Source organism: Nocardioides sp. NPDC047086, assembly GCF_040643685.1.
Taxonomy (GTDB): domain Bacteria; phylum Actinomycetota; class Actinomycetes; order Propionibacteriales; family Nocardioidaceae; genus Nocardioides.
The window spans coordinates 19,060-43,497 of the sequence record NZ_JBEYUV010000034.1 but is presented as its reverse complement, the minus strand read 5'-3'; the positions used below and the strand labels follow the sequence as shown (position 1 = coordinate 43,497).

The 24,438-nt window shown below is 69.6% G+C and carries 29 protein-coding genes; 14 read left to right on the top strand and 15 right to left on the bottom strand.

Features of this window, described 5'->3' with window-relative positions:
• Positions 1-39: 39 nt before the first annotated feature.
• Together cynS and ABZ796_RS21575 are read right to left on the bottom strand one after the other, a co-directional pair.
• Positions 40-492, bottom strand: a complete 453-nt coding sequence (gene cynS / locus ABZ796_RS21580) for a cyanase (RefSeq protein ID WP_357339664.1) — start codon at positions 490-492, stop codon at positions 40-42.
• A gap of 4 nt (positions 493-496) precedes the next feature.
• Positions 497-1,351 carry a formate/nitrite transporter family protein gene (locus ABZ796_RS21575; RefSeq protein ID WP_357339662.1) on the bottom strand — a complete coding sequence of 285 codons (855 nt, stop codon included), beginning with the start codon at positions 1,349-1,351 and terminating at the stop codon, positions 497-499.
• Positions 1,352-1,556: 205 nt separating this feature from the next.
• On the opposite strand from ABZ796_RS21575, the gene ABZ796_RS21570 reads away from it, so the two are divergent.
• Positions 1,557-2,285: a helix-turn-helix domain-containing protein gene (locus tag ABZ796_RS21570; RefSeq protein WP_357339660.1), complete on the top strand. Its 729-nt coding sequence runs from the start codon at positions 1,557-1,559 to the stop codon at positions 2,283-2,285.
• Positions 2,286-2,324: 39 nt separating this feature from the next.
• A complete protein-coding gene (locus tag ABZ796_RS21565) occupies positions 2,325-2,579 on the top strand; it encodes a hypothetical protein (RefSeq protein ID WP_357339658.1) in 255 nt (84 codons plus the stop codon).
• Positions 2,580-2,605: 26 nt separating this feature from the next.
• Here ABZ796_RS21565 and ABZ796_RS21560 read toward each other — a convergent pair whose 3' ends face one another.
• The 3 genes from ABZ796_RS21560 to ABZ796_RS21550 all read right to left on the bottom strand — a co-directional run bounded on the left by ABZ796_RS21560 (position 2,606) and on the right by ABZ796_RS21550 (position 4,787).
• On the bottom strand, positions 2,606-3,604 hold the full coding sequence (locus ABZ796_RS21560; RefSeq protein ID WP_357339656.1) for a serine protease: 999 nt from the start codon (positions 3,602-3,604) through the stop codon (positions 2,606-2,608).
• A 149-nt stretch (positions 3,605-3,753) separates the two neighbouring features.
• Positions 3,754-4,227, bottom strand: a complete 474-nt coding sequence (locus ABZ796_RS21555; protein WP_357339654.1) for a hypothetical protein — start codon at positions 4,225-4,227, stop codon at positions 3,754-3,756.
• Positions 4,218-4,787 (bottom strand): RNA polymerase sigma factor, encoded by a 570-nt coding sequence (locus ABZ796_RS21550; RefSeq protein ID WP_357339653.1) that lies wholly within the window; start codon positions 4,785-4,787, stop codon positions 4,218-4,220. Before ABZ796_RS21550 ends, ABZ796_RS21555 begins: the two co-directional genes overlap by 10 nt.
• Before the next feature lie 176 nt (positions 4,788-4,963).
• Here ABZ796_RS21550 and ABZ796_RS21545 point away from each other — a divergent pair, with 176 nt between their 5' ends.
• From ABZ796_RS21545 to amaP, 6 genes are read left to right on the top strand one after another with little or no spacing between them, the layout of a single operon-like run.
• Complete coding sequence (locus ABZ796_RS21545; RefSeq protein WP_357339652.1) at positions 4,964-5,443, top strand: Asp23/Gls24 family envelope stress response protein; 480 nt, start codon at positions 4,964-4,966, stop codon at positions 5,441-5,443.
• A 2-nt stretch (positions 5,444-5,445) separates the two neighbouring features.
• Positions 5,446-5,760, top strand: a complete 315-nt coding sequence (locus ABZ796_RS21540) for a hypothetical protein (RefSeq protein ID WP_357339651.1) — start codon at positions 5,446-5,448, stop codon at positions 5,758-5,760.
• Positions 5,761-5,772: 12 nt separating this feature from the next.
• Positions 5,773-5,949: a DUF2273 domain-containing protein gene (locus ABZ796_RS21535; protein WP_141805347.1), complete on the top strand. Its 177-nt coding sequence runs from the start codon at positions 5,773-5,775 to the stop codon at positions 5,947-5,949.
• Positions 5,942-6,349: an Asp23/Gls24 family envelope stress response protein gene (locus ABZ796_RS21530; protein ID WP_357339650.1), complete on the top strand. Its 408-nt coding sequence runs from the start codon at positions 5,942-5,944 to the stop codon at positions 6,347-6,349. Before ABZ796_RS21535 ends, ABZ796_RS21530 begins: the two co-directional genes overlap by 8 nt.
• Positions 6,346-6,942, top strand: coding sequence for a DUF6286 domain-containing protein (locus tag ABZ796_RS21525; protein WP_357339648.1), 597 nt, complete (start codon positions 6,346-6,348; stop codon positions 6,940-6,942). The genes ABZ796_RS21530 and ABZ796_RS21525 overlap by 4 nt, the downstream gene beginning before the upstream one ends.
• Positions 6,939-7,523, top strand: a complete 585-nt coding sequence (amaP, locus tag ABZ796_RS21520; protein ID WP_357339646.1) for an alkaline shock response membrane anchor protein AmaP — start codon at positions 6,939-6,941, stop codon at positions 7,521-7,523. Before ABZ796_RS21525 ends, amaP begins: the two co-directional genes overlap by 4 nt.
• Positions 7,524-7,654: 131 nt before the next feature.
• On the opposite strand, the gene ABZ796_RS21515 is transcribed toward amaP, so the two are convergent.
• Genes ABZ796_RS21515 through ABZ796_RS21505 form a run of 3 tightly spaced genes read right to left on the bottom strand, consistent with a single transcriptional unit; the run spans position 7,655 to position 11,448 of the window.
• Positions 7,655-8,704, bottom strand: a complete 1,050-nt coding sequence (locus ABZ796_RS21515) for a lysylphosphatidylglycerol synthase domain-containing protein (RefSeq protein ID WP_357339644.1) — start codon at positions 8,702-8,704, stop codon at positions 7,655-7,657.
• An 11-nt stretch (positions 8,705-8,715) separates the two neighbouring features.
• Complete coding sequence (locus tag ABZ796_RS21510; RefSeq protein WP_357339643.1) at positions 8,716-9,966, bottom strand: arginine deiminase; 1,251 nt, start codon at positions 9,964-9,966, stop codon at positions 8,716-8,718.
• Positions 9,967-9,993: 27 nt separating this feature from the next.
• Entirely contained in the window at positions 9,994-11,448 is a 1,455-nt protein-coding gene (locus tag ABZ796_RS21505) for a basic amino acid/polyamine antiporter (protein ID WP_357339641.1), read from the bottom strand.
• A gap of 109 nt (positions 11,449-11,557) precedes the next feature.
• Here ABZ796_RS21505 and ABZ796_RS21500 point away from each other — a divergent pair, with 109 nt between their 5' ends.
• Positions 11,558-12,112, top strand: a complete 555-nt coding sequence (locus ABZ796_RS21500) for an LURP-one-related family protein (protein WP_357339639.1) — start codon at positions 11,558-11,560, stop codon at positions 12,110-12,112.
• Between the two features lie 10 nt (positions 12,113-12,122).
• Positions 12,123-13,760: an alpha/beta-hydrolase family protein gene (locus ABZ796_RS21495; RefSeq protein WP_357339637.1), complete on the top strand. Its 1,638-nt coding sequence runs from the start codon at positions 12,123-12,125 to the stop codon at positions 13,758-13,760.
• Between the two features lie 25 nt (positions 13,761-13,785).
• On the opposite strand, the gene ABZ796_RS21490 is transcribed toward ABZ796_RS21495, so the two are convergent.
• Positions 13,786-14,628, bottom strand: coding sequence for a LysR substrate-binding domain-containing protein (locus ABZ796_RS21490; RefSeq protein ID WP_357339635.1), 843 nt, complete (start codon positions 14,626-14,628; stop codon positions 13,786-13,788).
• A gap of 106 nt (positions 14,629-14,734) precedes the next feature.
• On the opposite strand from ABZ796_RS21490, the gene ABZ796_RS21485 reads away from it, so the two are divergent.
• Entirely contained in the window at positions 14,735-15,661 is a 927-nt protein-coding gene (locus ABZ796_RS21485) for an EamA family transporter (RefSeq protein ID WP_357339634.1), read from the top strand.
• Between the two features lie 4 nt (positions 15,662-15,665).
• Here ABZ796_RS21485 and ABZ796_RS21480 read toward each other — a convergent pair whose 3' ends face one another.
• Both ABZ796_RS21480 and ABZ796_RS21475 read right to left on the bottom strand, forming a co-directional pair.
• Positions 15,666-16,829 carry an acyl-CoA dehydrogenase family protein gene (locus ABZ796_RS21480; RefSeq protein ID WP_357339632.1) on the bottom strand — a complete coding sequence of 388 codons (1,164 nt, stop codon included), beginning with the start codon at positions 16,827-16,829 and terminating at the stop codon, positions 15,666-15,668.
• Positions 16,830-16,859: 30 nt separating this feature from the next.
• Positions 16,860-17,711 (bottom strand): 3-hydroxybutyryl-CoA dehydrogenase, encoded by an 852-nt coding sequence (locus ABZ796_RS21475; protein ID WP_357339630.1) that lies wholly within the window; start codon positions 17,709-17,711, stop codon positions 16,860-16,862.
• 71 nt (positions 17,712-17,782) lie between these two features.
• Here ABZ796_RS21475 and ABZ796_RS21470 point away from each other — a divergent pair, with 71 nt between their 5' ends.
• Positions 17,783-18,460, top strand: a complete 678-nt coding sequence (locus tag ABZ796_RS21470) for a TetR family transcriptional regulator (RefSeq protein WP_357339628.1) — start codon at positions 17,783-17,785, stop codon at positions 18,458-18,460.
• Between the two features lie 31 nt (positions 18,461-18,491).
• Here ABZ796_RS21470 and ABZ796_RS21465 read toward each other — a convergent pair whose 3' ends face one another.
• Positions 18,492-19,286 (bottom strand): IclR family transcriptional regulator, encoded by a 795-nt coding sequence (locus tag ABZ796_RS21465; RefSeq protein ID WP_357339626.1) that lies wholly within the window; start codon positions 19,284-19,286, stop codon positions 18,492-18,494.
• Positions 19,287-19,449: 163 nt separating this feature from the next.
• Here ABZ796_RS21465 and ABZ796_RS21460 point away from each other — a divergent pair, with 163 nt between their 5' ends.
• Both ABZ796_RS21460 and ABZ796_RS21455 read left to right on the top strand, forming a co-directional pair.
• Positions 19,450-20,271 (top strand): Asp/Glu racemase, encoded by an 822-nt coding sequence (locus ABZ796_RS21460; RefSeq protein WP_357339624.1) that lies wholly within the window; start codon positions 19,450-19,452, stop codon positions 20,269-20,271.
• Positions 20,272-20,284: 13 nt separating this feature from the next.
• On the top strand, positions 20,285-21,628 hold the full coding sequence (locus ABZ796_RS21455; RefSeq protein WP_357339623.1) for an SLC13 family permease: 1,344 nt from the start codon (positions 20,285-20,287) through the stop codon (positions 21,626-21,628).
• Between the two features lie 70 nt (positions 21,629-21,698).
• Here ABZ796_RS21455 and egtD read toward each other — a convergent pair whose 3' ends face one another.
• The 3 genes from egtD to egtB are packed head-to-tail and all read right to left on the bottom strand — an operon-like array spanning position 21,699 to position 24,426.
• Positions 21,699-22,706: an L-histidine N(alpha)-methyltransferase gene (gene egtD, locus ABZ796_RS21450; RefSeq protein ID WP_357339621.1), complete on the bottom strand. Its 1,008-nt coding sequence runs from the start codon at positions 22,704-22,706 to the stop codon at positions 21,699-21,701.
• A complete protein-coding gene (locus tag ABZ796_RS21445) occupies positions 22,703-23,173 on the bottom strand; it encodes a hypothetical protein (RefSeq protein ID WP_357339619.1) in 471 nt (156 codons plus the stop codon). The genes egtD and ABZ796_RS21445 overlap by 4 nt, the downstream gene beginning before the upstream one ends.
• On the bottom strand, positions 23,170-24,426 hold the full coding sequence (gene egtB / locus ABZ796_RS21440; protein ID WP_357339617.1) for an ergothioneine biosynthesis protein EgtB: 1,257 nt from the start codon (positions 24,424-24,426) through the stop codon (positions 23,170-23,172). Before egtB ends, ABZ796_RS21445 begins: the two co-directional genes overlap by 4 nt.
• Between the last annotated feature and the right edge of the window lie 12 nt (positions 24,427-24,438).

The following is a 24,438-nucleotide window of genomic DNA, read 5'->3' as shown; positions in this document are numbered from 1 at the left end:
CCGGGCGAACGAGCATTCGTTCGCCCGGGAGCGAGGTACTCACCAGTTGTAGTCGAGGAACTTCCCGTCGAAGGTGACCACCACTCGGTCGCCGCCGGGATCGGCGCGGCGGGCGATGTCGACCTTGAAGTTGATCGCGCTCATGATGCCGTCGCCGAACTCCTCGTGGATCAGCTCCTTGAGGGCCGGGCCGTAGACGGCCAGGGCCTCGTGGAAGCGGTAGATCGTCGGATCGGACGCCACGCCGGTGGCCGCACCACGGTAGGGCTGGACCTGCAGCGCCTCGACGACCTCGGGCTCGAGGCCGAGCAGCTCGCCGGCCGCTTCCGCCTCGGCGGCGCTCATCGGGTGCTGCCCGAGCAGGGCGGCGGTGGTCCACACGGGCGCACGGCCGACCGCCTCGGCGATCTGGGCCCAGGTGATCCCGGCACGCAGCCGGGCGGAGGTGACCGCCGCGGCGGCCTCGGTCTTGCTCAGGATGGGCTGGGTCATCTGCTCAGGCCTCGCTCACGACGGTCGACTTGGTGGGCGTCGCCGGCTCGGGACGCGCACGCTCCGAGCCGGTTCGGTGGTGGGTGGCGTAGATGACCAGACCGACGAAGGCCAGGCCACCGACCAGGTTCCCGAGGACGGTCGGGATCTCGTTCCAGATCAGGTAGTCGCCGACGGTGAAGTCGCCGCCGAGCATCAGGCCCGAGGGGAAGAGGAACATGTTGACGACCGAGTGCTCGAAGCCCAGGTAGAAGAAGACCATGATGGGCATCCACATCGCGATCACCTTGCCGGGCAGGCTGTCGGACATCATCGCGCCGACCACGCCGGTGGAGACCATCCAGTTGCACATCACGCCGCGTACGAACAGGGTCAGCATCCCTGCGGCGCCGTGATCGGCGTAGCCCAGCGTCCGGCCCTCCCCGATCGCACCGATCGCCTTGCCGACCGCGTCGGGTTCCACGGAGAACCCGTAGGTGAAGTAGATCGCCATCATCACCGCCGTGGTCAGCGCACCGGCGAAGTTTCCGACGAAGACCAGGCCCCAGTTGCGCATCATCGCGCCGAAGGTGACGCCGGGACGCCGGTCGAGCCAGGCCAGCGGGACCAGGGTGAAGACGCCGGTCAGCAGGTCGAAGCCGAGCAGGTAGAGCATGCAGAAGCCGACCGGGAAGAGCACCGCGCCGACGAGCGGCTCGCCGGTCTTGGCGCCGATCGTGACCGCGAACGCGGCCGCCAGCGCCAAGATGGCTCCCGCCATGTAGGCACGTATCAGCGTGTCTCTGGTCGACATGAAGACCTTCGACTCGCCAGAGCTGATGATGCGGCCGGCGAGCTCCTTCGGGCTCACGTAGGACATGGGTCGCCTCCTGGGGACGAGGTGGGGACGTACGACTGGAACCTCGGGTCGCCGTTGACCCACGCCATGCCATCACCGGAGGCGACCCTCCGAGTAGGCCATCCGCGCACGATCCGCGGCGATCTGCGCGAGGCGGGACCGGGTTAACCGAAGCGATACAGGCAGGCGAACAAGACCGAAACCGGGCGAGGCCAACCTGGAGCGGATGGAACCGCTCGACGACGACCTGCTGGCCGCGGTGGTCAACGTGACCCCCACCGCGCTGTGGGTGATCGGTGCCGACAGCACCGTTCAGCTGGCCAACCAGGCCGCGCTCTCCCTGCTGGGCTACAGCTCCGCCGACGAGATCATCGGCGCGCCCAGCCATGAGACGCTTCATGACCACCGCCCCGACGGGACCGCGTATCCCTCCGAGGCCTGCCCGATCCTCGGCCGCCCGGGATGTCCCACCAACGCGGCGCCGGAGTGGTTCTTCACCCGTCAGGGTCGGCCGTTGCCGGTCGCCTGGTCCACCCGCGCCGTCGGCACGGCCGGGGCCAGGCTGCTCTCCTTCGCCCTCGCCCCCGATGCCCCCGGCTTCGCGCTCGATGAGGTCGAGGAGGTCGACATCACCACGCGCGACGCCCTCCGCACCGCGGTGGACCAGCGGGTGCGCGAGCGGTTCCGGGACCCGGAGTTCACCGCGGCCACCCTCGCCGCGGAGCTGCATCTGTCCGTACGCTCCGTCCAGGCTCTGCTGGCCGAGGACGGTCGCTCGCCCGCGGCCGAGATCAGACGAGCCCGCCTCGAGTTCGCCGGCGCACTGCTCGCCCGCGGGGCCGCGGTCTCCGACGCCTGCCGCGCCAGCGGGTTCAGCGAGGTCGGTACGTTCGGTCGCGCCTTCCGCCGTCAGTACGGTCAGGCGCCGAGCTCGTGGGCGCGAGCCGCCGGGTAGCCAGGTACAGGGCGTGGATGTCCGGCGTAACCTGGGAGCATGAGCGAGGACGACGACCTCTACGCCGAGATCCCATCCCTGGACGAGCGGTCCCGGCGAGCGCTCACGGTCGCCGAGAAGTGGATCGGCGACGGCATCGAGGGCGTCGCGATCGGTGCCGCCGAGGATGGGGGACCGGCGGTGGTGGTCTACGCCCTCGACCCGGCCTCGGCGGCGGTGCGGTCCCTGCCTCAGGAGTGCGAGGGCCTACCGGTGCGCGTGGAGACCGGAGACGCCTTCGGCACCGAGGGCTGAGGGCATCTCCGGACCCTCTCGGCCGATCACGGCCAGACGCGCACCTGAAGGGCGAGCTGGACCAGCGCGATCGGGTTGAGGATCGTCGCCACGCTCGATCCCGCGAAGAGCAGCCCGACCGGGTTGTTCTGCAGGTCGAGCACCATCGAGCCGGAGTCGCCTCCGGCCGACATGTTGGTCGTGATGATCTGGTTGCAGAACTTCGCGACCCTCCCGCTGCCGTAGTTGACGTTCACCGTCGCCGCGATGGCGGTGACCCGGCCGGTGGTGAAGTTGGTCGTGCGGCCGGTCTTCTTGAGAAGCATCCCGACGGTTGCGGCCTTGGCGGCGGTGGCCGGGTAGCCGTTCCAGTAGACGTCACGGTCGATCATGTGGAACGGCACCTCCGCGACCGCCGCGTCCACGGAGTTGCACGTGCCGTCGAATCTGATCGGCACGAACCGGGCCAGCCGGCCGATCACGTCCGCCGGCGCCGTTCCACCGTCGAACGGGCCGGGCTGCAGGATCGGGTCGCCGATGCTGGCGTTGTTGGAGTTGGCGAGCACGTGGTTGTTGCTCAGGACGTAGTAGCGCGGCGGGATCCCCGGGACCGGGTTCAGGTCGTACGCCCCCGCGCCGATCGTCCCCGCGGTGATCTTGAAGTGCCCGACGCTGAAACCCGGTCGAGCCGGACGGATCCGGAGCGCCAGGGTCTGGGCGTCGACCTCCTGGGTCTCCATGAGCTGGTCGCTGCCGCCGGCGAACAGGTGCCCCACCTCGAGAACGTCGGTCGGCTTGCCGTCGACCGTCCTCGGGATGGTGTTGGCACGGCTGACCAGGTCGGTCGGCATCTTCTGGCTGACCAGGACCATCACGCTCGGCGTCTCGGTCTGCTCGCCGCCCTTGATCTTGAGGCCGACCCCGACGCCGACCACGTTCTCCCTGCCGAGCAGGCCCTCCTCGGCAGATGCCTTCGAGGCGGCCACGGCCGTGAGCTCCTCGGGCACCGTCTCTGACTGCGCCATGAACAGATCTTCGTTGTTCATGTTCATTCCCCCTGTGGGCCTCAGGTTCCGGACCTCCCAGAACGACAGCCGAAGCCCCCACTTTCGAGGAGCGGTGACGGCAGGCTCTGATACGCACGGAGGTATTCAGTACGCAGTCGCGACGCAGAACTCCGTGACGAGGGAGCAGCTCAGGTCCGGTTCGGGTCGCCTCGGGTGACGTCGACGTACTCGATCTCGATCGCCGAGAGGTCGAGATCGGGAGTCGGGCCGAGGATGCCCCGGACGATCTCGAGGATCTGCGGACGCAGCGTGTCGGCGAGCGGATGGAGCTCGACGCCGTACCTGGCGACGAGGCGGATGTCGACGCCGTTCAGGCGGCTCTCCTCGACGCGCAGGTCGATGGCCTCCGGAGCGTGGGTGGGGTGCTCCTGGAGCAGTCGGCGCAGCGCCGCGGTGACGACGCGGGCGGAGACGAAGGTCTCCGAGCCCTGCTCGTCGCGCGCCGGGGCGCCCTGCTCGGTGAAGGTGAGGATCGGCTCGGAGGGCACGACGATGGCGCGTACGCGCGACATGATCGAGCCGGCCAGCTCGACCCAACCGGCGGGCTCTTCGGTACGGGCGGCGCGGATGGCGCGGCCGAGCGGGTTGGGATCTAGCGCCATCGGGCCATCCTCTCCGCGAGTGTGCGTCGGCCGCGGTACAGGTGTCCGCGAACGGCGCCGATCGGCATGGCCAGGGCGATGGAGATCTCCTCGTAACTCATCTCTTCGACCTCCCGCAACAGCCAGGTCGCCCGTTGGTGCCACGGCAGTTCGTTCAATGCTAGCTGCAACGCCTCCAGAAGCTCGGCGTCCAGAACAGACTGCAGAGGGTTGTCCGTCGCGGCCGGGGTCAGCCGCGACATCAGCCCGTCGTCGATGGGCGTCGCACGCCGGTTGCGCTGCAGATCGGCCGCGCGACGATGCACGAGACGGATCAGCCAGGTACGCAGCGAGGAGCGCCCCGCGAAGCTCGACAGGCTCCGCCACGCCGAGACGAACGCCTCCTGGGTCGCTTCGGCGGCGTCGCTGGCGTCGCCGACCAGGTGGAGGGCGTACCGATACATGGCAGGGCCATGACGATCCACGATCTCCCGGAAGGCGTCGTGGTCGCCCAAGCGGGCCGCGCGCACCAGCGCCTCATCCGTCGCCGATGGCTCAGACGACGCCTGCTGTTTCGACATTTCCCCCGAGTTCCTCCTCTGCTGCCACGCGAGCGCAGCTTCCGGATAGCAGAGTTCTACCATCCCCGAGCAAAGAGATGTGATCTGGAACACACCACAATTTCTGTGACATATCGGCCCGACGCTGCGACCAACCAACGTCAGAACGACCCAACACGATCAGGAAGGTGCATCTCATGGCGCAGACGAAGTCGGAGACCGCGAGCTTGTCGACCACGGGGACCGACGCTCAGCTGGACCGGACGGGCTCGGGTGCTCTGGTGAGCGAGTACGGGCGTACCTCGATCGCCGACACGGTGGTCTCGAAGATCGCCGGGATCGCTGCTCGGGAGATCAGCGGCGTGCACGACCTCGGCGGCGGCGCGGCCCGTGCGGCGGGCGCGATCCGCGAGCGGATCCCCGGCTCGCGGACGAACCTGGGCCAGGGTGTGGCCGTGGAGGTGGGGGAGCGGCAGGCAGCCGCCGACCTCGACATCGTCGCCGAGTACGGGACCTCGATCCCTGACCTCGCGACCGCGATCCGCCGCAACGTGAAGGCCTCGGTCGAGCGCATGACCGGCCTCGAGGTCACCGAGGTCAACATCACCGTGCACGACGTCTTCCTCGAGGACGAGGCGAGCGACTCGGACCCGGACGCCGGCCGGCGGGTGGAGTGACCGTGGACGCCGACCCCGATCCACTCGACGGCGCCGAGCCCGAAGCGGTGGACGTGGTGGCGGCGGCCGTGCTCGCGGTTCCCGGTGTCCACGACCTGCATGCCGGCGTCTCCGGCGAGGCGGCCACCTACCTCCCCGGACGCCGGGTCAACGGGATCAGGATGCGCGAGCCCGGTTGCTCGGTCCACGTCGTCCTGGACTGGGGAGCACCCGTCATCGGCACCACCGACGCGGTGCGTGCCGCGGTCCGGCCGTACGTCTCGGGCCCGGTGGACATCACGGTGGAGGACATCCTCCCGCCCGGCAGCACACTCTGAAGGAGACACGTCATGACCAACTCGACACTAGGCCTGGTCGCCGGACTGTTGCTCACGATCGCGATCGTGACCGGGGGCCTCATCGGCCTGCTGCTGGCCGTGGTGCTCGGCGGCGCCGGCTACCTCATCGGTGGCCACGTCGACGGCGAGCTCGACCTGGGCAGTCTGCTGCGAGGTCGCCGTGATTGAGACCCCGACGCGCCCGCTGCCGACCGATGACGGCAGGCACGACCCCGACCTCGTCGAGGACCGGGGCACCCTGGACGTGCGCAGCAAGGCCCTCCAGCGGATCGTCGAGCACATCGTGCTACAGGTCCCGGGGACGGTGACCCACCGCAGCACGCTCGGCCGGATCACCGGCATGGCACTGCCCAAGGCCGACATCACGACCGAGGGCCGCGCCGTCCGGGTGACGCTCGACATCGCGATGGCCTGGCCCGGCAACATCGCCCAGGTCGCCACGGCGGTGCGGGACACCGTACGCCGCGAGGCGTTCCGCCTCTCGGGCATCCAGGTCCGCAGCGTGGACGTCACCGTGCACGCGGTCGACCCGTCGGCCTCCGACGACACCGGCAGGAGGGTGGAGTGAGCACGCACACCGTCGAACAGGGCGAGCGCGTCGCCCGTCCCGCGGCGCCGCGCACGCCGCCACGCCGCGCGCCCCTGGCCGTCCCGACGGCCAGCGTGCTGGCCCTCGTGCTGGTCGCGGTCGCCGTGGTCGCGGTCCGGGATCTCGCGCTCAGCCAGGGATGGGCGGCCGGCACGCCGCTGGTCCCCGACCTGGTCGAGGGTCTCGACGGCGTACGCGCGTCCGTGGGGCTGGCGATCGGCGGTGGGGTCGTCGCGCTCATCGGGCTGGTGCTGGTCTGGCTGGGGCTGAGGCCCGGCCGGCGTACGCATCTGCGGGTTGCCGGTGATGCCGACCTGTGGCTCTCGCCCGGTGCGGTCGCCGCCGTCGCCCAGGAGACCGCCGACCGGCTCCCCGGCGTGGTCTCGGCCGAGTCGTCACTCAGGTCTCGGCGTCGCGTCGTCGTCGACATCGTCGTCGCTGCGCGGACCGGCCCTGACGGCCCTCAGGAGGCGGCGGCAGTGGCCGAGCACGTGCGTGCCGTCCTCGACGACGAGATCGGCCGGCCGACCGGCGCCGGCATCAAGGTACGAGCCACGGAGGTTCCCCGATGACTCCCCGCATGATCAGGACCGACCGCGCCCTCACCCTGCTCGTGGCGATACTGCTGGTCGCCCTGGGTCTGCTGGCCCTCGACTGGCACTTCCGGTGGGTCTTCGGCAGCTACCCGAGCGAGCTGTCCACGCAACCGGCGGGAGAGGTCGTGACCGCGAGCTGGTTCCCCTGGGCACTCGCCGTGGCGGGCATCGTCCTGGGGTTCCTCGGCCTGGTGTGGCTGCTGGCGCACCTGCGGCGGCGAGGGCCCTCGACGCTGCGGCTCCAGGCGAGCGATGAGACCGGTCGGGTCCAGGCCGACCTCCGCTCGATCGCCGATGCCGCCGCCGACCGGCTCCAGAGCATGGCTGCCCTCACCGGCGTCACGGGGACGGTCGCCACCATCCGGTCGCGCCCGGTGATCATGCTGCGTGGCCGGATCGATCCGGTCGCCTCGGTCGCGTCGCTCACCGAGGCCGCCGAGATCTGCGCCCAGGACGTCGCCGCGGCGTTCCCCGACCAGTCGATCAGCTGCCGGATCCTGGTCGACTCGCCACGGCGCGGAAAGGGCCGGCAGCAGTCCCAGATGCGCGTGCGCTGACGTTCCAGAAGCAGGCCGCTCGATGCCCCTGAGGGCGGCGCGACCCCGCGGGGGGTGGGGTCGCGCCGTCGCCAGGGGCACCGAGCACGGAGCCTGGATGGCCCGGCGCGGCTGCCGGGCTTAGGCCGTGCTCAGGAGGGCCGGGAGGTGCCAGCCACCGCGATCTCGCGACGCCAGGCCGCGACGGCGACGGCGCCGAGCAGCACCGGCAGGCCCACGGTGAAGACTCGCCACACGATCAGCCCGGCGACGGCCGCGGCCTCGATCTCGCGCCCGCCGGCTTCGACCAGGGCGGCGAGGATCAGGGCGTCGACGATCCCGATCCCCCACAGGGGGAAGACCGTGAACGGGAACGCGAACAGGTAGGCGATCCCGATCCACACGAAGCCGACCTCGTTCGCGGAGACGCCGACGAAGCGGAGGCACAGCGTGAGCGTGACGAGGTCGACGACCATCATGCCGACCTGGGAGAGCACGGCCAGGGGGAACCCGCTGTGGAACCGCTCGGCGATGTCGGCACGGAAGCTCTGGCAGGCATCCGCCCAGCGGTCGGGGTCGACCGCTCTGCGGAAGCGGCGCACGATCAGCCCTGCGCGGGTGCCGACGGTGCGCGCGAGCCGGTCGCTGCGTACGACCATCAGGACGGTCACGAGGATGCCGACCGCGACCGCGATGCTGAGCAGCTCGAGCCACCGCAACGACGGGGACTCGCCGACGGCCAGCAGCAGGACGAACCCGAGGAGCGGGGCCGAGAATCGCGCGATGTAGAACGTCAGCGAGTTCATCACCGTGCCGGCGAGGCCCTTGGCGGGGCTGACCCCCCACGACTTGAACATCGAGACCCGGAGCGCGATGTCGCTCGGCGGCGGGGCGATGAGCGACATCAGCGTCGCACCGAGGTCGTTGATGGTGGCCCGGTAGAACGTCACGCCGCGGATGAAGAACCTCAGCGGCATCGCCAGCAGGATCTGGCGGACCAGTACGACGGCGAGCAGCACGACGGGGTGCCACCAGCTGAGGTGGGTCAGCGCATCCCAGGCCGCCTCCCAGTCGACCTGCCCGACCAGACGTACGATCGTGACGGAGCTGAGCACCGCCACGACCAGCAGGACGATGCGCGTGATCCAGGCGCCGCGCCCGGGGTGGGCGGTGCTGACGTCGGAGCTCTCCGGTGTGCTCACTGGTCGGCGGTTCAGAAGTCCACGGGATCACGGCTGATCGGGCAGGTCATGCAGTGCCCGCCCCCGCGACCGCGGCCGAGCTCGGCGCCCACGATCGTGATCACCTCGACCCCCGCCTTGCGCAGCAGCGTGTTGGTGAGCGTGTTGCGGTCGTAGGTGAACACCACACCGGGCTCGAGCGCGACCGCGTTGTTGCCGCTGTCCCACTGCTGTCGCTCGGACTGGTAGACGTCACCGCCGGTGTCGATCACGCGGATCTCGGGCAGCCCGAGCGCCTGCGCCACGACGTCGATGAAGGCCGCGTCGCCGTGGTCGATCACCTCGACCCCGGGTGAGGTGTCGGAGGGCACCAGGGTGAAGGTGTGCACCGCGTCCATGATCGTCGGATAGAGCGTGACGATGTCGCGGTCGACGAAGGTGAAGACCGTGTCCAGGTGCATGGCGGCCCGCAGCTTCGGCATCCCGGCGACGATCACCTTCTCCGCGGCTCCCTGCTCGAAGAGGGCCTTGGCGACCTGGGTGATCGCCTGGCGTGAGGTGCGCTCGCTCATGCCGACGAGCACGATGCCGTTGCCGACCGGCATCACGTCGCCGCCCTCGAAGCTGGCCTGTCCCCATTCGAGCTCGGGGTCGCCCCACCACACGGTCGAGCCGACGTAGTCGGGGTGGTGCTGGTAGATCGCCTTGTAGAGGAGCGTCTCGTCCTTGCGGGCCGGCCAGTAGAGCGGGTTCATGGTGAGCCCGCCGTACAGCCAGCAGGTCGTGTCCCGGGTGTAGAGCGTGTTCGGCAGCGGCGGCATCAGATACTCCCGCGCACCGGTCGACTCCCGCGCCAGGCTGAGGTACGCGGAGCGGAAGTCGCCGGGCAGGTCGTTGGTCGCGAGGCCGCCGATGAGGAATTCCGCCAGCTGCCGGTCCGAGACCGACTCGAGGTAGGTGCGGGTGTCGTCGACCAGTCCGAGGCCGACCTGGTTCGGCACGATCTTGCGGTCGAGGATCCAGTCCTTGGCGCCGGCGACCGCGAGCGTCTGTGCCAGCAGGTCGTGCAGCTCGACGACCTCGACACCACGCTGGGTCAGCTTGTTCACGAAGTCGGCGTGGTCGCGCTGGGCGTTCTCGACCCACATCACGTCGTCGAAGAGGAGCTCGTCGTTGTTGCTGGGGGTGAGCCGGCGGTGGGCGAGGCCGGGTGCGCAGACGAGCACCTTCCGCAGCCTGCCGACCTCGGAGTGGACGCCGTACGCGGACTTCTGCTCTGACATGAGATGCCTTTCGGTTGAGGATGGAGATCAGAGGGAGATCCAGCCCGTTGACAGGCCGAAGACGCCGAGCGCCGCTCCGATGAGGATCGCGCCGAACAGCGCGATCTCGGTGGGACTGAAGATCCTGCGGCCCCGTTCGCTGCGGGCCTTGATGTAGAGCAGCGACGCGGGCGCGAGGATCAGCGTCATCAGCAGCACGAACTTCAGCCCGGCGGCGTCGAAGAGGAACATCGTGTAGGCCGTCGCGATGCCGGCCACGATCGTCTCCTTGCGACGTACGCGTGCCGGCACTCCTTCGTACGCCTCGCCGGTGAGCCCGAGCTTGAGCGCGTACGCCGCGGCCAGCAGGTAGGGCAGGATCGCCAGGCTCGTGGAGAGGTCGAGCATGAAGTTGAGCGCGTCGTTGACGAACAGGGTCAGCGCGAGGAGTCCCTGGACGCCCAGCGACGTCACCACGAGCGCGGCGATCGGGGTGCCGTTCCGGTTCTCCTGTCCCAGGAAGGCGGGCATGTCGTCGGCGCGGGCCGGGATGTACATGACCTCCGCGGCCATCAGCGTCCAGGCCAGGTAGGCACCCAGGACCGAGACGATCACCGCGACGCTGATGAACACCTCGCCCCAGTCGCCGACCACCGACTCGAAGACGCCGACCATCGACGGCTGCCGGGTGTCGGCCAGCTCGGGCTGGGGGACGACGGAGTAGCTGGCGAGGGTGACGAGCGCGAAGATCGACAGCACGCTGAGGAAGCCCAGCACGGTCGCCTTCCCCACGTCCTCGCGCTTCCTGGCGTAGCGGGAGTAGACGCTGGCGCCCTCGATGCCGATGAAGACGAAGGTGGTGATCAGCATGGTGTTGCGGATCTGCTCGTCGAGGCTGCCGAGGTCGCCGTAGCCGGTGGCGACCCAGTTGTCGGCGAAGACGCCGGCGTCGAAGGAGATGAAGAGCACCACGATGAACACCAGGATCGGCAGGACCTTGAAGACCGTGACGATCCGGTTGATCACCGCGGCGTCGCGGACGCCGCGCGCGATCAGATAGTGGAAGAGCCACACCCCCACGGTCGAGAGCGCGACCGCGAGCACGGTGTCGCCGTCACCGAAGCCGTCGAAGAACGCGCCGATCGTGGCGCCGATGAACACCCAGTAGAAGGTGTTGCCGGCCACGGAGCTGGCCCAGAAGCCGATCGCGGAGTTGAAGCCCGCATAGTCGCCGAAGCCGGCCTTGGCGTAGATGAAGACCCCGGAGTCGAGCTCGGGCTTGCGGATCGCGAGGCTCTGGAACACGAACGCCAGCATGAGCATCCCGGCGCCCGCGATCGCCCAGGCGATCAGCGAGCCGAGGATGCCGGTGGCGACGCCGAACCGGGCCGGCAGGGAGAAGACCCCGGCGCCGACCATCCCACCCACGACCATCGCGGTCAGGGTGGGAAGACTCATCTTCGCTGCAGCTGGTGCCTCGGTGGTGGCCGCGTCAGAACTCATGCCCTTGATCTGATGTCGGATCCGATCCGTCCACCTCACCCGGAACGTGTGATCCGCCGCGGATCGTCCGGCGCAACGCTGGGACGGTCCGGTGAAGGGAGAGACGACGATGGGTTTTCGCGACCGACGCGACAAGCGCCAAGAAGAACGTGAGGCCTTCGGGCGCGGCGGGAGCGCCCACCGCTTCCAGATGCGCCAGAAGATGATCTCGATCGGCGACGACTACTGGATCGAGAACGAGGACGGCGAACGCGTCTTCCGTGTCGATGGCAAGGCGTTGCGGCTGCGTGACACGTTTGATCTCGAGGACGCCCACGGCACCAGGATCTGCCGCATCCAGACCAGGGTCCTGCACATCCGCGACTCGATGGCGATCGAGGACGCCGACGGCGAACAGCTCGCCCTCGTGCACAAGGCGCTCATCTCGCCCTTGCGCGATCGCTGGAAGGTCGACCGCGAGCATGGTGACGACTGGACGGTCCAGGGCAACATCGTCGACCACGAGTACGACATCGAGGCCGACGGACGCAAGATCGCCGAGGTCTCCAAGAAGTGGTTCCGCCTCCGGGACACCTACGGTGTCGAGGTGGCACCGGGCGAGGAAGCAGCGCTCGTCCTGGCCGTGACCGTGGCGGTCGACGCGATGGTCCATCCCACGAAGTGACGAGGTCGAGGTGCTGCGAGGGCAGCTGCGGGCGCCGTTCGCGCCGACGGCCGGCGTGGTGGTGCTCCTCTGGGCGTCGCTGACGCCCTCACTGATGCCGCGGACCGCGCTCTTCCAGGCGCTGCTCACCGCGTTGTGCATGCTGGCCGGCTACGGCGCGGGCGCCTTGGCCGGGTGGCTGGTCCGCAGTTGCGGTGGCCGGTTGACCGGCCGGGCGCGGGTGATCGCGTGGCGGGTCCTGGCGGTCGTCGGCGGCCTGGGCACCCTGATCGTGCTGGGGCTGTCGTTGCGGTGGGAGAACCAGGTACGCGATCTGGTCGGGGTCGACCGGGCGGGCTTCCTGCACCCGGCGCTCACCGTGCTGATCACCGCGGTGCTGTTCGTGCTGCTGCTCGCCCTGTCGCGGGGGATCAGGGCGCTGGGGCGCTCGATCGGACGGTTCGTCGGCCGCTTTCTTCCTGCCGCCGCGTCGACCGTGATCGGCGGCCTGATCGCTGCGCTCCTGATCTACGAGCTGGCCATCGGGGTGGGCGGGGACCGGCTGCTGGGAGCGCTCGACGCGAGCTTCGCCACGATCAACGAGGAGTTCAGCACCGACGTACCGGCGCCCACGACGCCCGAGCTCACGGCCGGCCGGGCCTCATTGCAGGAATGGGAGGACCTGGGCCGCCAGGGAAGGGTCTTCATCGCCAGCGCGCCGACCGCCGCGGACATCGGGGAGTTCACCCAGGAGCCTGCCCGGCAGCCGGTGCGCGCCTACGTCGGGGCCGGCCACGAAGGCGTCGACATCCGCGACGAGGCGACGGCCGCGGTGGCCGAGCTCGACGCGCTCGGAGGCTTCGACCGCGCGGTGATCAACGTGGTGACGGGCACGGGCAGAGGCTGGGTCAACGAGAACCAGGCCCAGGCGCTGGAGTTCATGTGGGGTGGTGACACGGCGACGGTCAGCCTGCAGTACTCCTACCTGCCGAGCTGGATGTCCTTCGTCCTGGACCGGCAGCGCGCGCAGGATGCCGGCCTGGCGCTCTTCGACGCCGTGTACGGACGCTGGCTGGAGATCCCGGAGGCCGAACGTCCGCTGCTGGTGGTGAGCGGGGAGAGCCTGGGCAGCTTCGGCGGCGAGGCCGCTTTCAGCGGAGCCCAGGACCTCGCGACCCGCACCGACGGCGCCCTGTTCGTCGGCCCGACCGCCGACAACCGGCTGTGGGGCCGGTTCACCGAGGAACGCGACCCCGGGACCCCTCAGGTGCTGCCGATCGTGGACGGCGGTGAGATCGTCCGCTTCGCCGACCGGCCCGAGGAGTGGGACCTGCCCGGGGCCTGGGACGGCACCCGGATCGGGTATCTCCAGCACGCCAACGACCCGATCACCTGGTGGTCTCCGTCGCTGGCGCTCGATCGCCCCGACTGGCTGGAGGAGGAGCCCGGCCGTGGCGTCTCCCCGAACGTACGCTGGATCCCGGGGGTGACGATGCTCCAGCTGGGTGTCGACCAGTTCTCCGCCAACTCGGTGCCGCACGGGCAGGGCCACCAGTTCGGTACGGCGCCGGTGCACGCTTGGGCGGAGATCCTGCCGCCTCCGGGTTGGTCCGATGAGCGCACCGACGAGCTGGCCGCGGTGATCGGCCGGCGAACGTGGCTGAGATGAGGCCTGGCGTTGCCAGGTCACCTGGTCAGACCTGGGACAGTCGGCTCAGGACTGCACGTAGAGGTGGCCACCGGTCGCGACCTCGGCGAGTCACGGCGTAAGCGCGCAGTCGCACTCTCGGGTCGGTCAACGGCCGTACGGTGACGCCTCGCCGGGAGGTGCGTCCGCGCGGCAGCAACGCGAGTCCGTGACCGGCGAGGATGAGGTCGTCCACGAGCTCCAGGGCGTCGACGCGGTGGACGATTCGGGGCGTGAATCCCGCCATCGACGCCAGCGTGCGCAGCACCTGTTCGTCGGCGGTGTGGCGCGAGTTCACGATCCAGTCTCGGTCGGCGTAGGTCGCGAGCGGAGCGCGCGGCTCCTGCGTCGGCACGCCGAGGCCCCATTCGGCCTCCCACAGCGCCACGGTGTCGTGGTCGCCGCGCCAGGAGGCGGGGGCGACGTTGTAGTCGTAGACAAGGGCAAGATCGATGTCGTCGCGCGCGAGCAGGGCCAGTGCCTCGGGCGGTTCGTGCTCGTGCACCCGCACCTCGAGGCCGGGGTGAGCGCGCCGGAGACCGTCGATCGCGGGCATGAGGGAGCGCCGGATCGCGGTGGCGAAGCCAGCCACCTTGAGCACGCCGACCGGTTCCGCGTCCGGGGCGAGATCGAGACGAGCGGCATCGACCGCCGCCAGGATCGTGACGGCGTGCTCGGCGAGACGGTGGCCCGCTGGAGTGAGGCGTACGCGCCGCCCATCGGGCTCGACGAGGTCGGTTCCGACGTCCCGTGCGAGCGCCGCGATGGCCTGGGACACGCTGGACGTAGTGGTCCCGACCTCGGCGGCGACCTCATGCATCGAGCCGAGCCGAGAGAGTTCGAGCAACATCCGGAGCCGACGCACGTCCACAGAACCAATTGTTTAGGATCTACGAACGTAATGTCCAGTAATGTCACGTGGACACGAACGGATCTCATCGGGTCGACTGGATGGCATGACCGCGACAGCTCCACGCTCCGCCCGTGCCGGTGCCTCCATGGCCATGGCTGCCATGCTCTGTGTCCAACTGGGTCTCGCGGCCTCGGTGGGTCTGATCGACCAGCTCGGTCCGGCGGGTGTCGCCTGGCTGCGCCTGTTCTGGGCGGCTGTGCTGCTGCTTGTCCTGGTCCGGCCGCGGCCCTCGACGTTCGGACGCGAGACGCTGTTGGCCGGTGTCGCTCTCGGCGTGGTCACCTCGGGCCTGACCCTGCTGTTCATGGCGGCTCTGACCCGGCTTCCGCTCGGCACTGCCGCCGCGCTGGAGTTCCTGGGGCCGCTCGGGGTGGCCGTCGTCCGCGGCCGCGGCATCGCCCGGGCCTGGGCAATCGTGGCAGCTGGCGGGGTGCTCTGCCTGACCCAACCATGGGATGGCGCCGTAGACGTGGTGGGTGTCGCCTTCGCCCTGGGTGCGGCCGGGTGCTGGGCGTCCTACATCTTGCTGACCCAGCGGGTCGGCGATGCGGTGAGCGGCATCGGTGGCCTCGCGATCTCCATGCCGGTGGCGGCGGTCGTCGCCTCCGTCGTGGTCGGCCCCGGCATCGTGGGAAAGCTCACCCCGGAGCTGGTGCTCGCCGGGTTGGGGCTGGCCCTGCTGGTGCCGGTGGTTCCCTTCGCCTTGGAGATGCTGGCGCTACGTCGCCTCACCGCGGGTGCCTTCGGGACGCTCATGGCGCTCGAGCCGGCGCTCGCGCTGGTGATCGGGTTCCTCGCCCTCCATCAGGTGCCCAACCTCATCGCCGTGCTCGGGATCGGGCTCGTGGTCGCAGCCGGCGTAGGAGCAGAACGTGCGGGAGGTCGCAGTCCGGCTGACATGGCCGACGAGAGTGACAGCACGCCGCCGGCTGCAGCGATGAGTGTCCCTGCGTTGCCCGGACCGTCGTGATCGGCTATCGGGCGCCGAGCAGCTGGCGTGCCATGACGAGGCGCTGGATCTGGTTGGTGCCTTCGTAGATCTGGGTGATCTTGGCATCGCGCATCATGCGTTCGAGGGGGAAGTCCTGGGTGTAGCCGGCTCCGCCGAGGAGCTGGACCGCATCGACGGTGATCTCCATGGCGGTGTCGCTGGCGAAGCACTTGGCGGCCGCTCCGAAGAAGGACAGGTCGCCGGCATGTCGTTGGGACTTCGCAGCGGCGATGTAGACGAGCTGGCGGGCGGCCTCGAGCTTCATCGCCATGTCGGCGAGCATGAACTGGATCCCCTGGAAGTCGGCGATGTGCTTGCCGAACTGCTGGCGTTCCTGGACGTAGGCCAGCGCGTGGTCGAGGGCGCCCTGGGCGATGCCGACGGCTTGGGCGGCGATGGTGATGCGGGTGTGGTCCAAGGTGCGCAGAGCGAGCTGGAGGCCGGTGCCGGGCTCGCCGATGATGCGGTCACCGGGCAGGTAGACAGCGTCGAACATCAGCTCGCAGGTGGGAGATCCCTTGATGCCCAGCTTCTTCTCGGGTGCGCCGATGGTGAACCCCTCGTCGCTCTTCTCCACGACGAAGGCACTCACGTTGGATCCGCGCCGACCGCCGGGATCGGTGACGGCGAGGACGGTGTAGTAGTCGGATACGCCGGCGTTGCTGATCCACGACTTCTGGCCGCTCAGCACCCAGTGGTCGCCGTCGAGGACGGCGCGGGTCTTCATGGAGGCGGTGTCGGAGCCGGCCTCACGCTCGGAGAGGGCGTAGGAGAACGTCGAGGTGCCTGCGGCGAGAGGCTGGAGGTAGCGCTGCTTGAGTTCCTCGGAGCCGGCGAGGATGAGCGGGAGGCTGCCGAGCTTGTTGACCGCGGGGATCAGGGAGGAGGAGGCGCACACGCGCGCGATCTCCTCGATGATGATGCAGGTCGCCAGGGCATCGGCGCCCTCGCCGCCGTACTCCTCCGGCACGTGGGCCGCGTGGAACCCGGAGGCGACCAGTGCGCCGTAGGCCTCGGTCGGGAACCTCGCGGCGGCGTCGACGTCGGCGGCGTGGGGAGCGATCTTGTTGGCCGCGACCGCGCGCACGGCCTCGCGCAGGTCGAGATGGTGGTCGGCGAGCTCGAGGTAGGGAAAGTCGTCGGTCATGATGGCTCCTTGATCGATGGCTGGTCGGTATCAGTAGTGGTAGAAGCCGCGGCCGGTCTTGCGGCCCAGCAGACCGGCGTCGACCATCCGCGCGAGGAGCGGCGGCGGGGCGTAGAGCGGCTCCTTGAACTCCTCGTAGAGCGACTCGGCCACGGCCTTGGTCGTGTCCAGTCCGATGAGGTCGGCGAGCGCCAGCGGTCCCTGAGGGTGGGCCGCGCCGCGCACGAGGCCCTGATCGATGTCCTCGGCGGTGGCGAACCCGGACTCCAGCATCCGGATCGCGGAGAGCACGAACGGGATCAGCAGGGCATTGACCACGAAGCCCGCCCGGTCCTGGGAGTCGATGGGGTGCTTGCCGAGGTCGGCCTCCACGAACGTACGCACCCGGTCGGTGGTCTCCGACGCGGTCAGCAGGCTCGGCACGAGCTCCACCAGGGAGAGCACGGGGACCGGGTTGAAGAAGTGCAGCCCGATCACCTGCGCCGGCCTCTCGGTGGCCACGGCGAGCTTCATGATCGGGATGGAGGAGGTGTTGGAGGCCAGCACCGCCTCCGGGTCGGTGACGATCGAGTCGAGCCGGGTGAACAGCGCCGTCTTGGCGGCTTCGTCCTCGACGATCGCCTCGATGACCAGGTCGCGGTCGGCGAGCGTTTCGAGGTCGCTGCTGAGGCTGATGCGCTCCAGCACCTCGGTGGCCCGGGCGATCTTGCCGCGCTGCTCGGCCCGTTCGAGGGAGGCCCGCAGGCGCTCGTGGCCGGCCTCGGCGGCCGCGGGGTTGGCGTCGATGAGGACGACGTCCTTGCCGGCGCGCGCGGCGACCTCGGCGATGCCGGCCCCCATCAGTCCTGCGCCGACGACGCCGATGTGGTTGAACCCAGTCATGTGCAGCCTCCCGTTGTTGGTACGGAGTACCTTATAGACGGAACGTCGTACCATCAAGTACGTTTCGGGTCATGAGCGAGAAGCCTCGATCGGCCACGACGAAGGACCGCCTCGTCGCCGCGGCGTTCGAGCTGTTCGAGGAACGAGGGTTCGACGCGACGACCGCCGAGGACATCGCGCGTCGCGCCGGTGTCGGCCGCACGACCTTCTTCCGTGCGTTCGGGTCCAAGGACGACGTGATCTTTCCTGAGCACGAGGAGCTGCTCGGTCGCATCGACCAGCGTCTGGCTGCCGCGACCCCGGCGACACGAGCGCTCGCGCTGAGCGAAGCCACCCGCGTCGTGCTGCGTCACTACCTGGACGAGGGGGAGCTGGCGCGTGCGCGCTACCGCCTGGTCGGTTCGGTGCCCGCCCTCCGTGCCCGTGAGACGGGTGGCATCCAGCAGTACCAGCGGCTGTTCGCGCGCTGGCTTCGCGAGTGGATGTCCGACCTGTCCGACGGGCAGCTGCGCGCCGACCTGCTGGCCGCCGACCTGGTGACCGCGCACAACTTCGTGCTCCGCCGCTGGCTCCGGGACCAGACGTCCGACCCCGAGAGTGAGTTCGACCAGGCGATGCGGGTGGCGCTCGAGCGCTATCAGCCCTCAGGTCTCGAGCCGTCCTCGGCCGTCGTCGTGCTCCGCACTTCGGCCACGCCCGCCGCCATCCAGGCGCAGCTGCAGCCGTTGCTCGACGACGAGGCGCCCTGAGCTGAGACTCCGGCTGAGCGTGGGTGAGCGTCTATGCCGGCGCTGGTAGCGGGCCGTCGTCGAAGCCGAGCTGCGCGCTGGCGTCGCGTGCCGCCTGGCTCACTGGGCCCACGAGCTGGTCCACGGCCTCGGGTGTCACGCGTTGTGTCGGGAAGCCCAGGCCGATGACCGCGGCGAGACTTCGGGTGTGGTCGAAGACGGGAGCGCTGATCGAGGCGACGTCGGGGTGCCGTTCGCCGAACGCGGCGTAGTAGCCCTGCTCGCGCGCGGTGGTGATCTGCTCGTCGAGCAGCTTCATGCTGTCGGGGGTGCTGGACGTGAACTTCGTCAGCTCGCCGCTCTGCTCCAGGTCCTTGCGCGCCTCGGGGTCGAAGGCGAGGAAGATCTTGCCCGGAGCGCCTGCGTGTATCGGCATGACCATGCCGACCATGAAGGGCCGGATGACGACGTGACGAGTCTGTGCCACTGCGACGACGGTCCGATGGATTCCGTCCCTGACGTAGAGGCACGCGGTCTCACCGGTCTCGTCCCGGAGTCGCGTCAGGACCGGTTGGACCACGCGCACCACGTCGAGACCGAGGGTGCCAGGCGCGGCCCAGCGAACCATGGCGATGCCGACGCGGTACCGGTCGCCGTCGCGCTCCAGGAACCCCTCGTTGGCCAGGTCCTGCACCAGGCGCTGACAGGTGCTCGAAGGCAGGCCCGTCTTGCGCAGGATCTCCTGGAATGTGGGCTCGGGGTCCTCTATTGAGAAGCAGTCGAGGATGCGGACGATCTTCCCGAGCACCAGTGTGGAGGACTTTCGGTCGCGTTCGTCTGCGGTCATGCCACGTTCCGTCCTTCGGGGATGAATCGACAGCCCACATCGTAGGGCACCTGCCCACGATCTGGGTTCGAGTGGTTGACATCACGTGGCGTTTACCTGCATCGTGGGTTCCGAACCCAGAATGTGGGTTCGCCATCCCTACCACATGTTTCGGAGTTGACAGATGACGACTGGAGTCGCGAATTCCGCTGATCGGCAGCCGCAGGCGGCCGCTGACAGTTCTCGGATCGGGCTGATCGTGCCGAGCTCGAACATCACCATGGAGACCGAGCTCCCGGAGCTGTTCCGTCGCCAGTCGCTGGCCACCGGGCACCGCTACACCTTCCACTCGGCGCGGGCGACGCTGAAGAGCGTCACCCGGGAAGAGCTGCTGGCGATGGTCGACAAGGCGGCGGACTGCGCTGTTGCCGTCTCGGACGCGGACGTCGACGTCATCGCGTACGCCTGCCTGGTGGCCGTGATGGCCCAGGGGGCAGGCGCCCACGTTGGCTCGGAGACGGTCATTCGCGAGGCGGCGGCCGACAACGGCCTGCCGGCAGCCGTCACCAGCAGTGCCGGCGCGCTGGTGCGGACGCTCGAGGCCATCGGCGCCCGCAAGGTCGCGATGGTGGCGCCGTACATGAAGCCGCTGACGAAGATGGTGGGCGACTACATCGAGGGCGCCGGCTTCACGGTGGTCGACGCCACCAGCCTGGAGGTCTCGGACAACCTCGCCGTGGGATGCCTCGACCCGCGCAACCTGCCGGCCATCGCCCGCGAGCTCCAGCACTCGGAGGCCGACGCCCTGATCCTGTCCGCGTGTGTTCAGATGCCTTCGCTCGACGCCGTCCAGGCGGTGGAGGACGAGCTGGGTCTACCGGTCATCACCGCCGCGACGGCGACGACGTTCGAGATCCTGCAGGCGCTGGGTCACCAGCCGGCCATCAGCAACGCGGGGCGCCTGCTCGAGGGTTCTCTCGTCGCGGCCGACGCTCGCACCAGGTGAGGCGAGTGCCGAGATGACCGTGTCCCTGGTTGCCTTCCTCGTTCTGATCGCCGCCTTCGCCGTCGGCTGCTTCACCCGTATCAACGCCGGCCTCCTCGCCCTCGTGGCGGCTTTCGGCGTCGGCACCCTCATCGGTGGGCTGTCGCTGGACGACGTGATGGCCGGCTTCCCGACCGAGCTGCTGCTGATCCTCGTGGGCGCCACCCTGCTCTTCGGGATCGTCAAGCAGACGGGCACGATCGACCTGCTCGCCTACTGGGCCGAACGACTCGCGAACGGTCACCGCCTCCTGGTGGCAGTGCTGATGTTTCTTCTCACCGCGCTCCTCGCCTCGGCGGGGGCGTTCACCCCGGCCGCCATCGCCATCGTCGCGCCCGTCGCGCTGGCGCTCGGGGCCCGGTTCGGGATCAGCACCCTCGCGATGGGCCTCGTCGTGATCCAGGGGGCCAACGCTGGCGCCTTCTCTCCGGTCAATCCGTTCGGTGCGCTGGCCAACGTCATGCTGGACAAGGCAGGGTCGCCGGACGGCACGCTGAAGCTCTATCTGTACTGCTTCGCCTTCAACGCCGTCCTGGCGGTCGTCGCCTACGCCGGCGTCCAGGGGATCGTTCGCCGCCGCGCGGCACGAGCCGACGGCGTGACGGCCGCAGCGCGAGATGAGGTGCGGACGTCGGGGTCGCCCACGGGCGACGTCGTCGGGGGCACCGGGAGCGGTGTGCTCACCGAGGCCAAGGCCGAGGTCGTGCCCCAGAAGGTGGAGGTCACGCCGATGCGTGTCCTCAGCCTGGTGAGTCTCGGGGCGCTGCTCGTCCTCACCACGGTCTTCGGGCTCGATGTCGGCGTGGCGTCGATCGCCCTTGCCGTTGTCCTCATCGTGGTCAACCCCGATGTCCAGCAGCGGACCATCGACACCATGCCGTGGTCGGCGATCCTCCTGGTGACCGGGATCGTCACCTATGTCGGGATGCTCGAATCGGTGGGCGCGCTCGCGGATCTCCAGGCGGGCATCGAGAGTCTGGGCAGCGGCTCCATCGCGGCGCTCATCACGAGCTACGTGGTCGGTCTCATCTCCGCCTTCGCCTCCACCACGGGCACGCTCGGCGTGATCAGCCCGGTCGTGGTGCCGATCGCCGCGGACCCCACGCTCACCGCGCTCGGTGTCGTCACCGCGATCTCCATCAGCTCGTCCGTGGTCGACACCAGCCCGATGTCGACGAGCGGCGCGCTGCTCATGGCCAGCGCCCGGCCTGAGGAGGAACGACTGTTCTTCAGGTCGCTCCTGCTGTGGGCGGTGCTGATGATCGCCGTGGTGCCACTCGTCGCCTGGCTGGTCTTCGTGAAGCTCGGCATCGGGTAGATCACGACGCAGGCGGGGACCTACGACCTGGGTCCCCGCCTGCTCCGGGAGAGAGCCGGACCGCTGGCGCTCAGCGCCTGGCCAGGACGAGTGCGTACGCCTCCTCCGGATCGGTCCACCAGCGAAGGTCGCCGAAGCCCGCCGCAGCGAGCTCGCGAGCGGCGCTGCTTCGACGGAACTTGCAGGACAGCTCGGTGAGGAGCTCTTCGCCCTCGTCGAACTTGATGACGAGGTCGAGCTCGCTCAGCTCCACGCGGGCGGAGTCCTGTGCGACCAGCCGCATCTCGATCCGTTCCTCCTCGGTGTTCCAACGCGCCAGGTGCCGGAACGCGTCAGGGTCGAAGTCGGCGCCCAGGCTCCGGTTGAGAACGTGCAGTGCGTTGAGGTTGAACTCGGCGGTCACGCCGGCGGCATCGTCGTAGGCGGCGACCAGCTGCCCGGGGTCCTTGACCAGGTCCAGGCCGAGCAGCAGGCCTTCGCCGGGCTGCATGGCGTCGGCGACCGACCGCAGGAACCGTTCGCGTCCGGGGCGGTCGTAGTTGCCCAGCGTGCTGCCGAGCAGTGCGATCAGCCGACGTCCCGGGGTCGGCAGCTGCTGGAGATGCTGGTCGAAGTCGGCGACGACCCCTTCCAGCACGAGCCCCGGCCTCTCCTCGGCGAGCGCGTCCATCGCCTGGGTGAGCGCGCTGGCGCTGACGTCGACCGGGACGTACGTCGTCAGCCGGCCTGTCCGGGCCAGCGCATCGAGCAGGAGCCGGGTCTTCTCCGATGAACCGGACCCGAGCTCGAGGAGCACCTCGGCTTCGGAGGCCTCGGCGATCTCGCCCGCATGCTCGGTCAGGAGCGCCCGTTCGGTGCGGGTCGGGTAGTACTCGGGCAGCCGGGTGATCTCCTCGAACAGCTCCGAGCCACGCTCGTCGTAGAAGTACTTCGGTGGCAGCCATTTCGGCGACGCGCTCAGGCCGGTGCGCGCGTCCTCCGCGAGGCTCCGACGCAGGTCCTCGGCGGTCAGCAGGGTGGTGATCCTGCCCCCGGCCTGTGTGCTGGTGCTGGTGCGGCCGTTGCGGTCGAGGGTCACGCGAGGTTCTCCTTCAGTTGGTGGCGAGGTGTGTCGAGCCGCCACCAGGTGGGCCCGCACGGGCTGAGGACACCGATGGTGCGCGGCGGGATCGGGGTGGACGGAGCGCCGGAGAGCGGGCGGCTGCTGACGACGTACTCCCAGGCCGCGGGCTCGACCAGGTGGCAGCCCTCGTCACCGGTCAGCAGGACAAGGTCCTCCCCGTCGCTGAGGAGGACCGAGAAGCCACCGACCTCCAGCTCGTTGGCGATCTGGACGACCGCGGAGCCGATCGGCAGGCCGTCCTGCTGCGCCTTGTCCAGGATGAATGTCCACGAGGCGTCGATGGTGCCGCTGACCGCGGCGCTCCACGGACCGAGTCGCAGCGGAGGCGGGCAGCCGTCGTGATGAGAGGCCCACTCGGCGTGGGTCGGGGGCGGTCCGAGGACGCCGCGATGGGCACACGTGATCGAGGCCGACCAGGTCACGCACGGCGCCCGTCGTCGGCGAGCCGGAGCCCGGTGAGGGGCCAGCGTGCGCCGGGCGGGAAGAAGTTGCGGTACGAGGCTCGGGTGTGTCCCGGCGGGGTGAGCGCGCAGCCGCCGCGGAGCACCATCTGGCTCGACATGAACTTCCCGTTGTACTCGCCGATCGCGCCGGCGGCGGGGTGGAAGCCCGGGTAGGGCAGGTAGGCCGAGGAGGTCCACTCCCAGCAGTCCCCGAAGAGCTGTCGCAGGCCGCCGGTCGCCGGCCCGGCCGCGCGGGGGTGGAAGCTGTCCCGGTCGGCGAGGTTGCCGGCCACCTCATAGGTCCGGGCGGCGTGTTCCCACTCGGCCTCGGTGGGCAGGCGCTTGCCGGCCCAGGTGGCGTACGCGTCGGCCTCGTAGTGGCTCAGGTGGCAGACCGGCAGCCCCGGGTCCAGTGGGGACGTGCCGTGCAGGGTGTGCTCGAACCACTCCCCGTCGGCCTCGCGCCAGTAGAAGGGCGCCTCCCAGCCCTCGGCGTTGACCCGCGCCCATCCGTCCGAGAGCCACAGCTCCGGGCGCCGGTAGCCGCCGTCGGCGATGAACTCCAGCCACTCGCCGTTGGTGATCAACCGGTCGGCGAGCCGGTACGGCTCCAGCCACTGCTGGTGCCGAGGCAGCTCGTTGTCGAAGCAGAACCCACCGCCCTCGGAACCGATCTCGACCAGGCCGCCGTCGAGGTCGACCCACCCCAGCCGGTCGGTCCCCTCAGCCGCGACCGGCCGCCCGGCGTACGTCGGCTGCAGCGGGTTGAGCGAGAGCACGTGCTTGATGTCCATGAGCAGCAGCTCCTGGTGCTGCTGCTCGTGGTGGAAGCCGAGCTCGATGGTCGGCGCGAGCTTGGCGAAGGTGCCCTCGTCCACGCGGTCGAGCAGGTCCCTGATGCGGTCGTCGACGTTGCGCCGGTAGTCGCCGACCTCGTGCGCGCCGGGGCGGCTGATCACGCCACGCATCGGCCGTGCGTACCGCGGCCCGACCTGCTCGTAGTAGCTGTTGAAGAGGAACCAGTACTGGTCCTGGAACGGGGTGAAGCCGGCCTCGTTCTCGGCCAGCACGAAGGTCTCGAAGAACCAGGTCACGTGCGCGCGATGCCACTTGGTGGGGGAGACGTCCGGCATCGACTGGACGGTCTGGTCCTCGGGGGAGAGCGGTGCTGCGAGGCGTTCGGTGTCGGCCCGGACTGCGTCGAAGCGAGCGATCGCGGTGGTCGTGTCCATCTCACGTCTCCT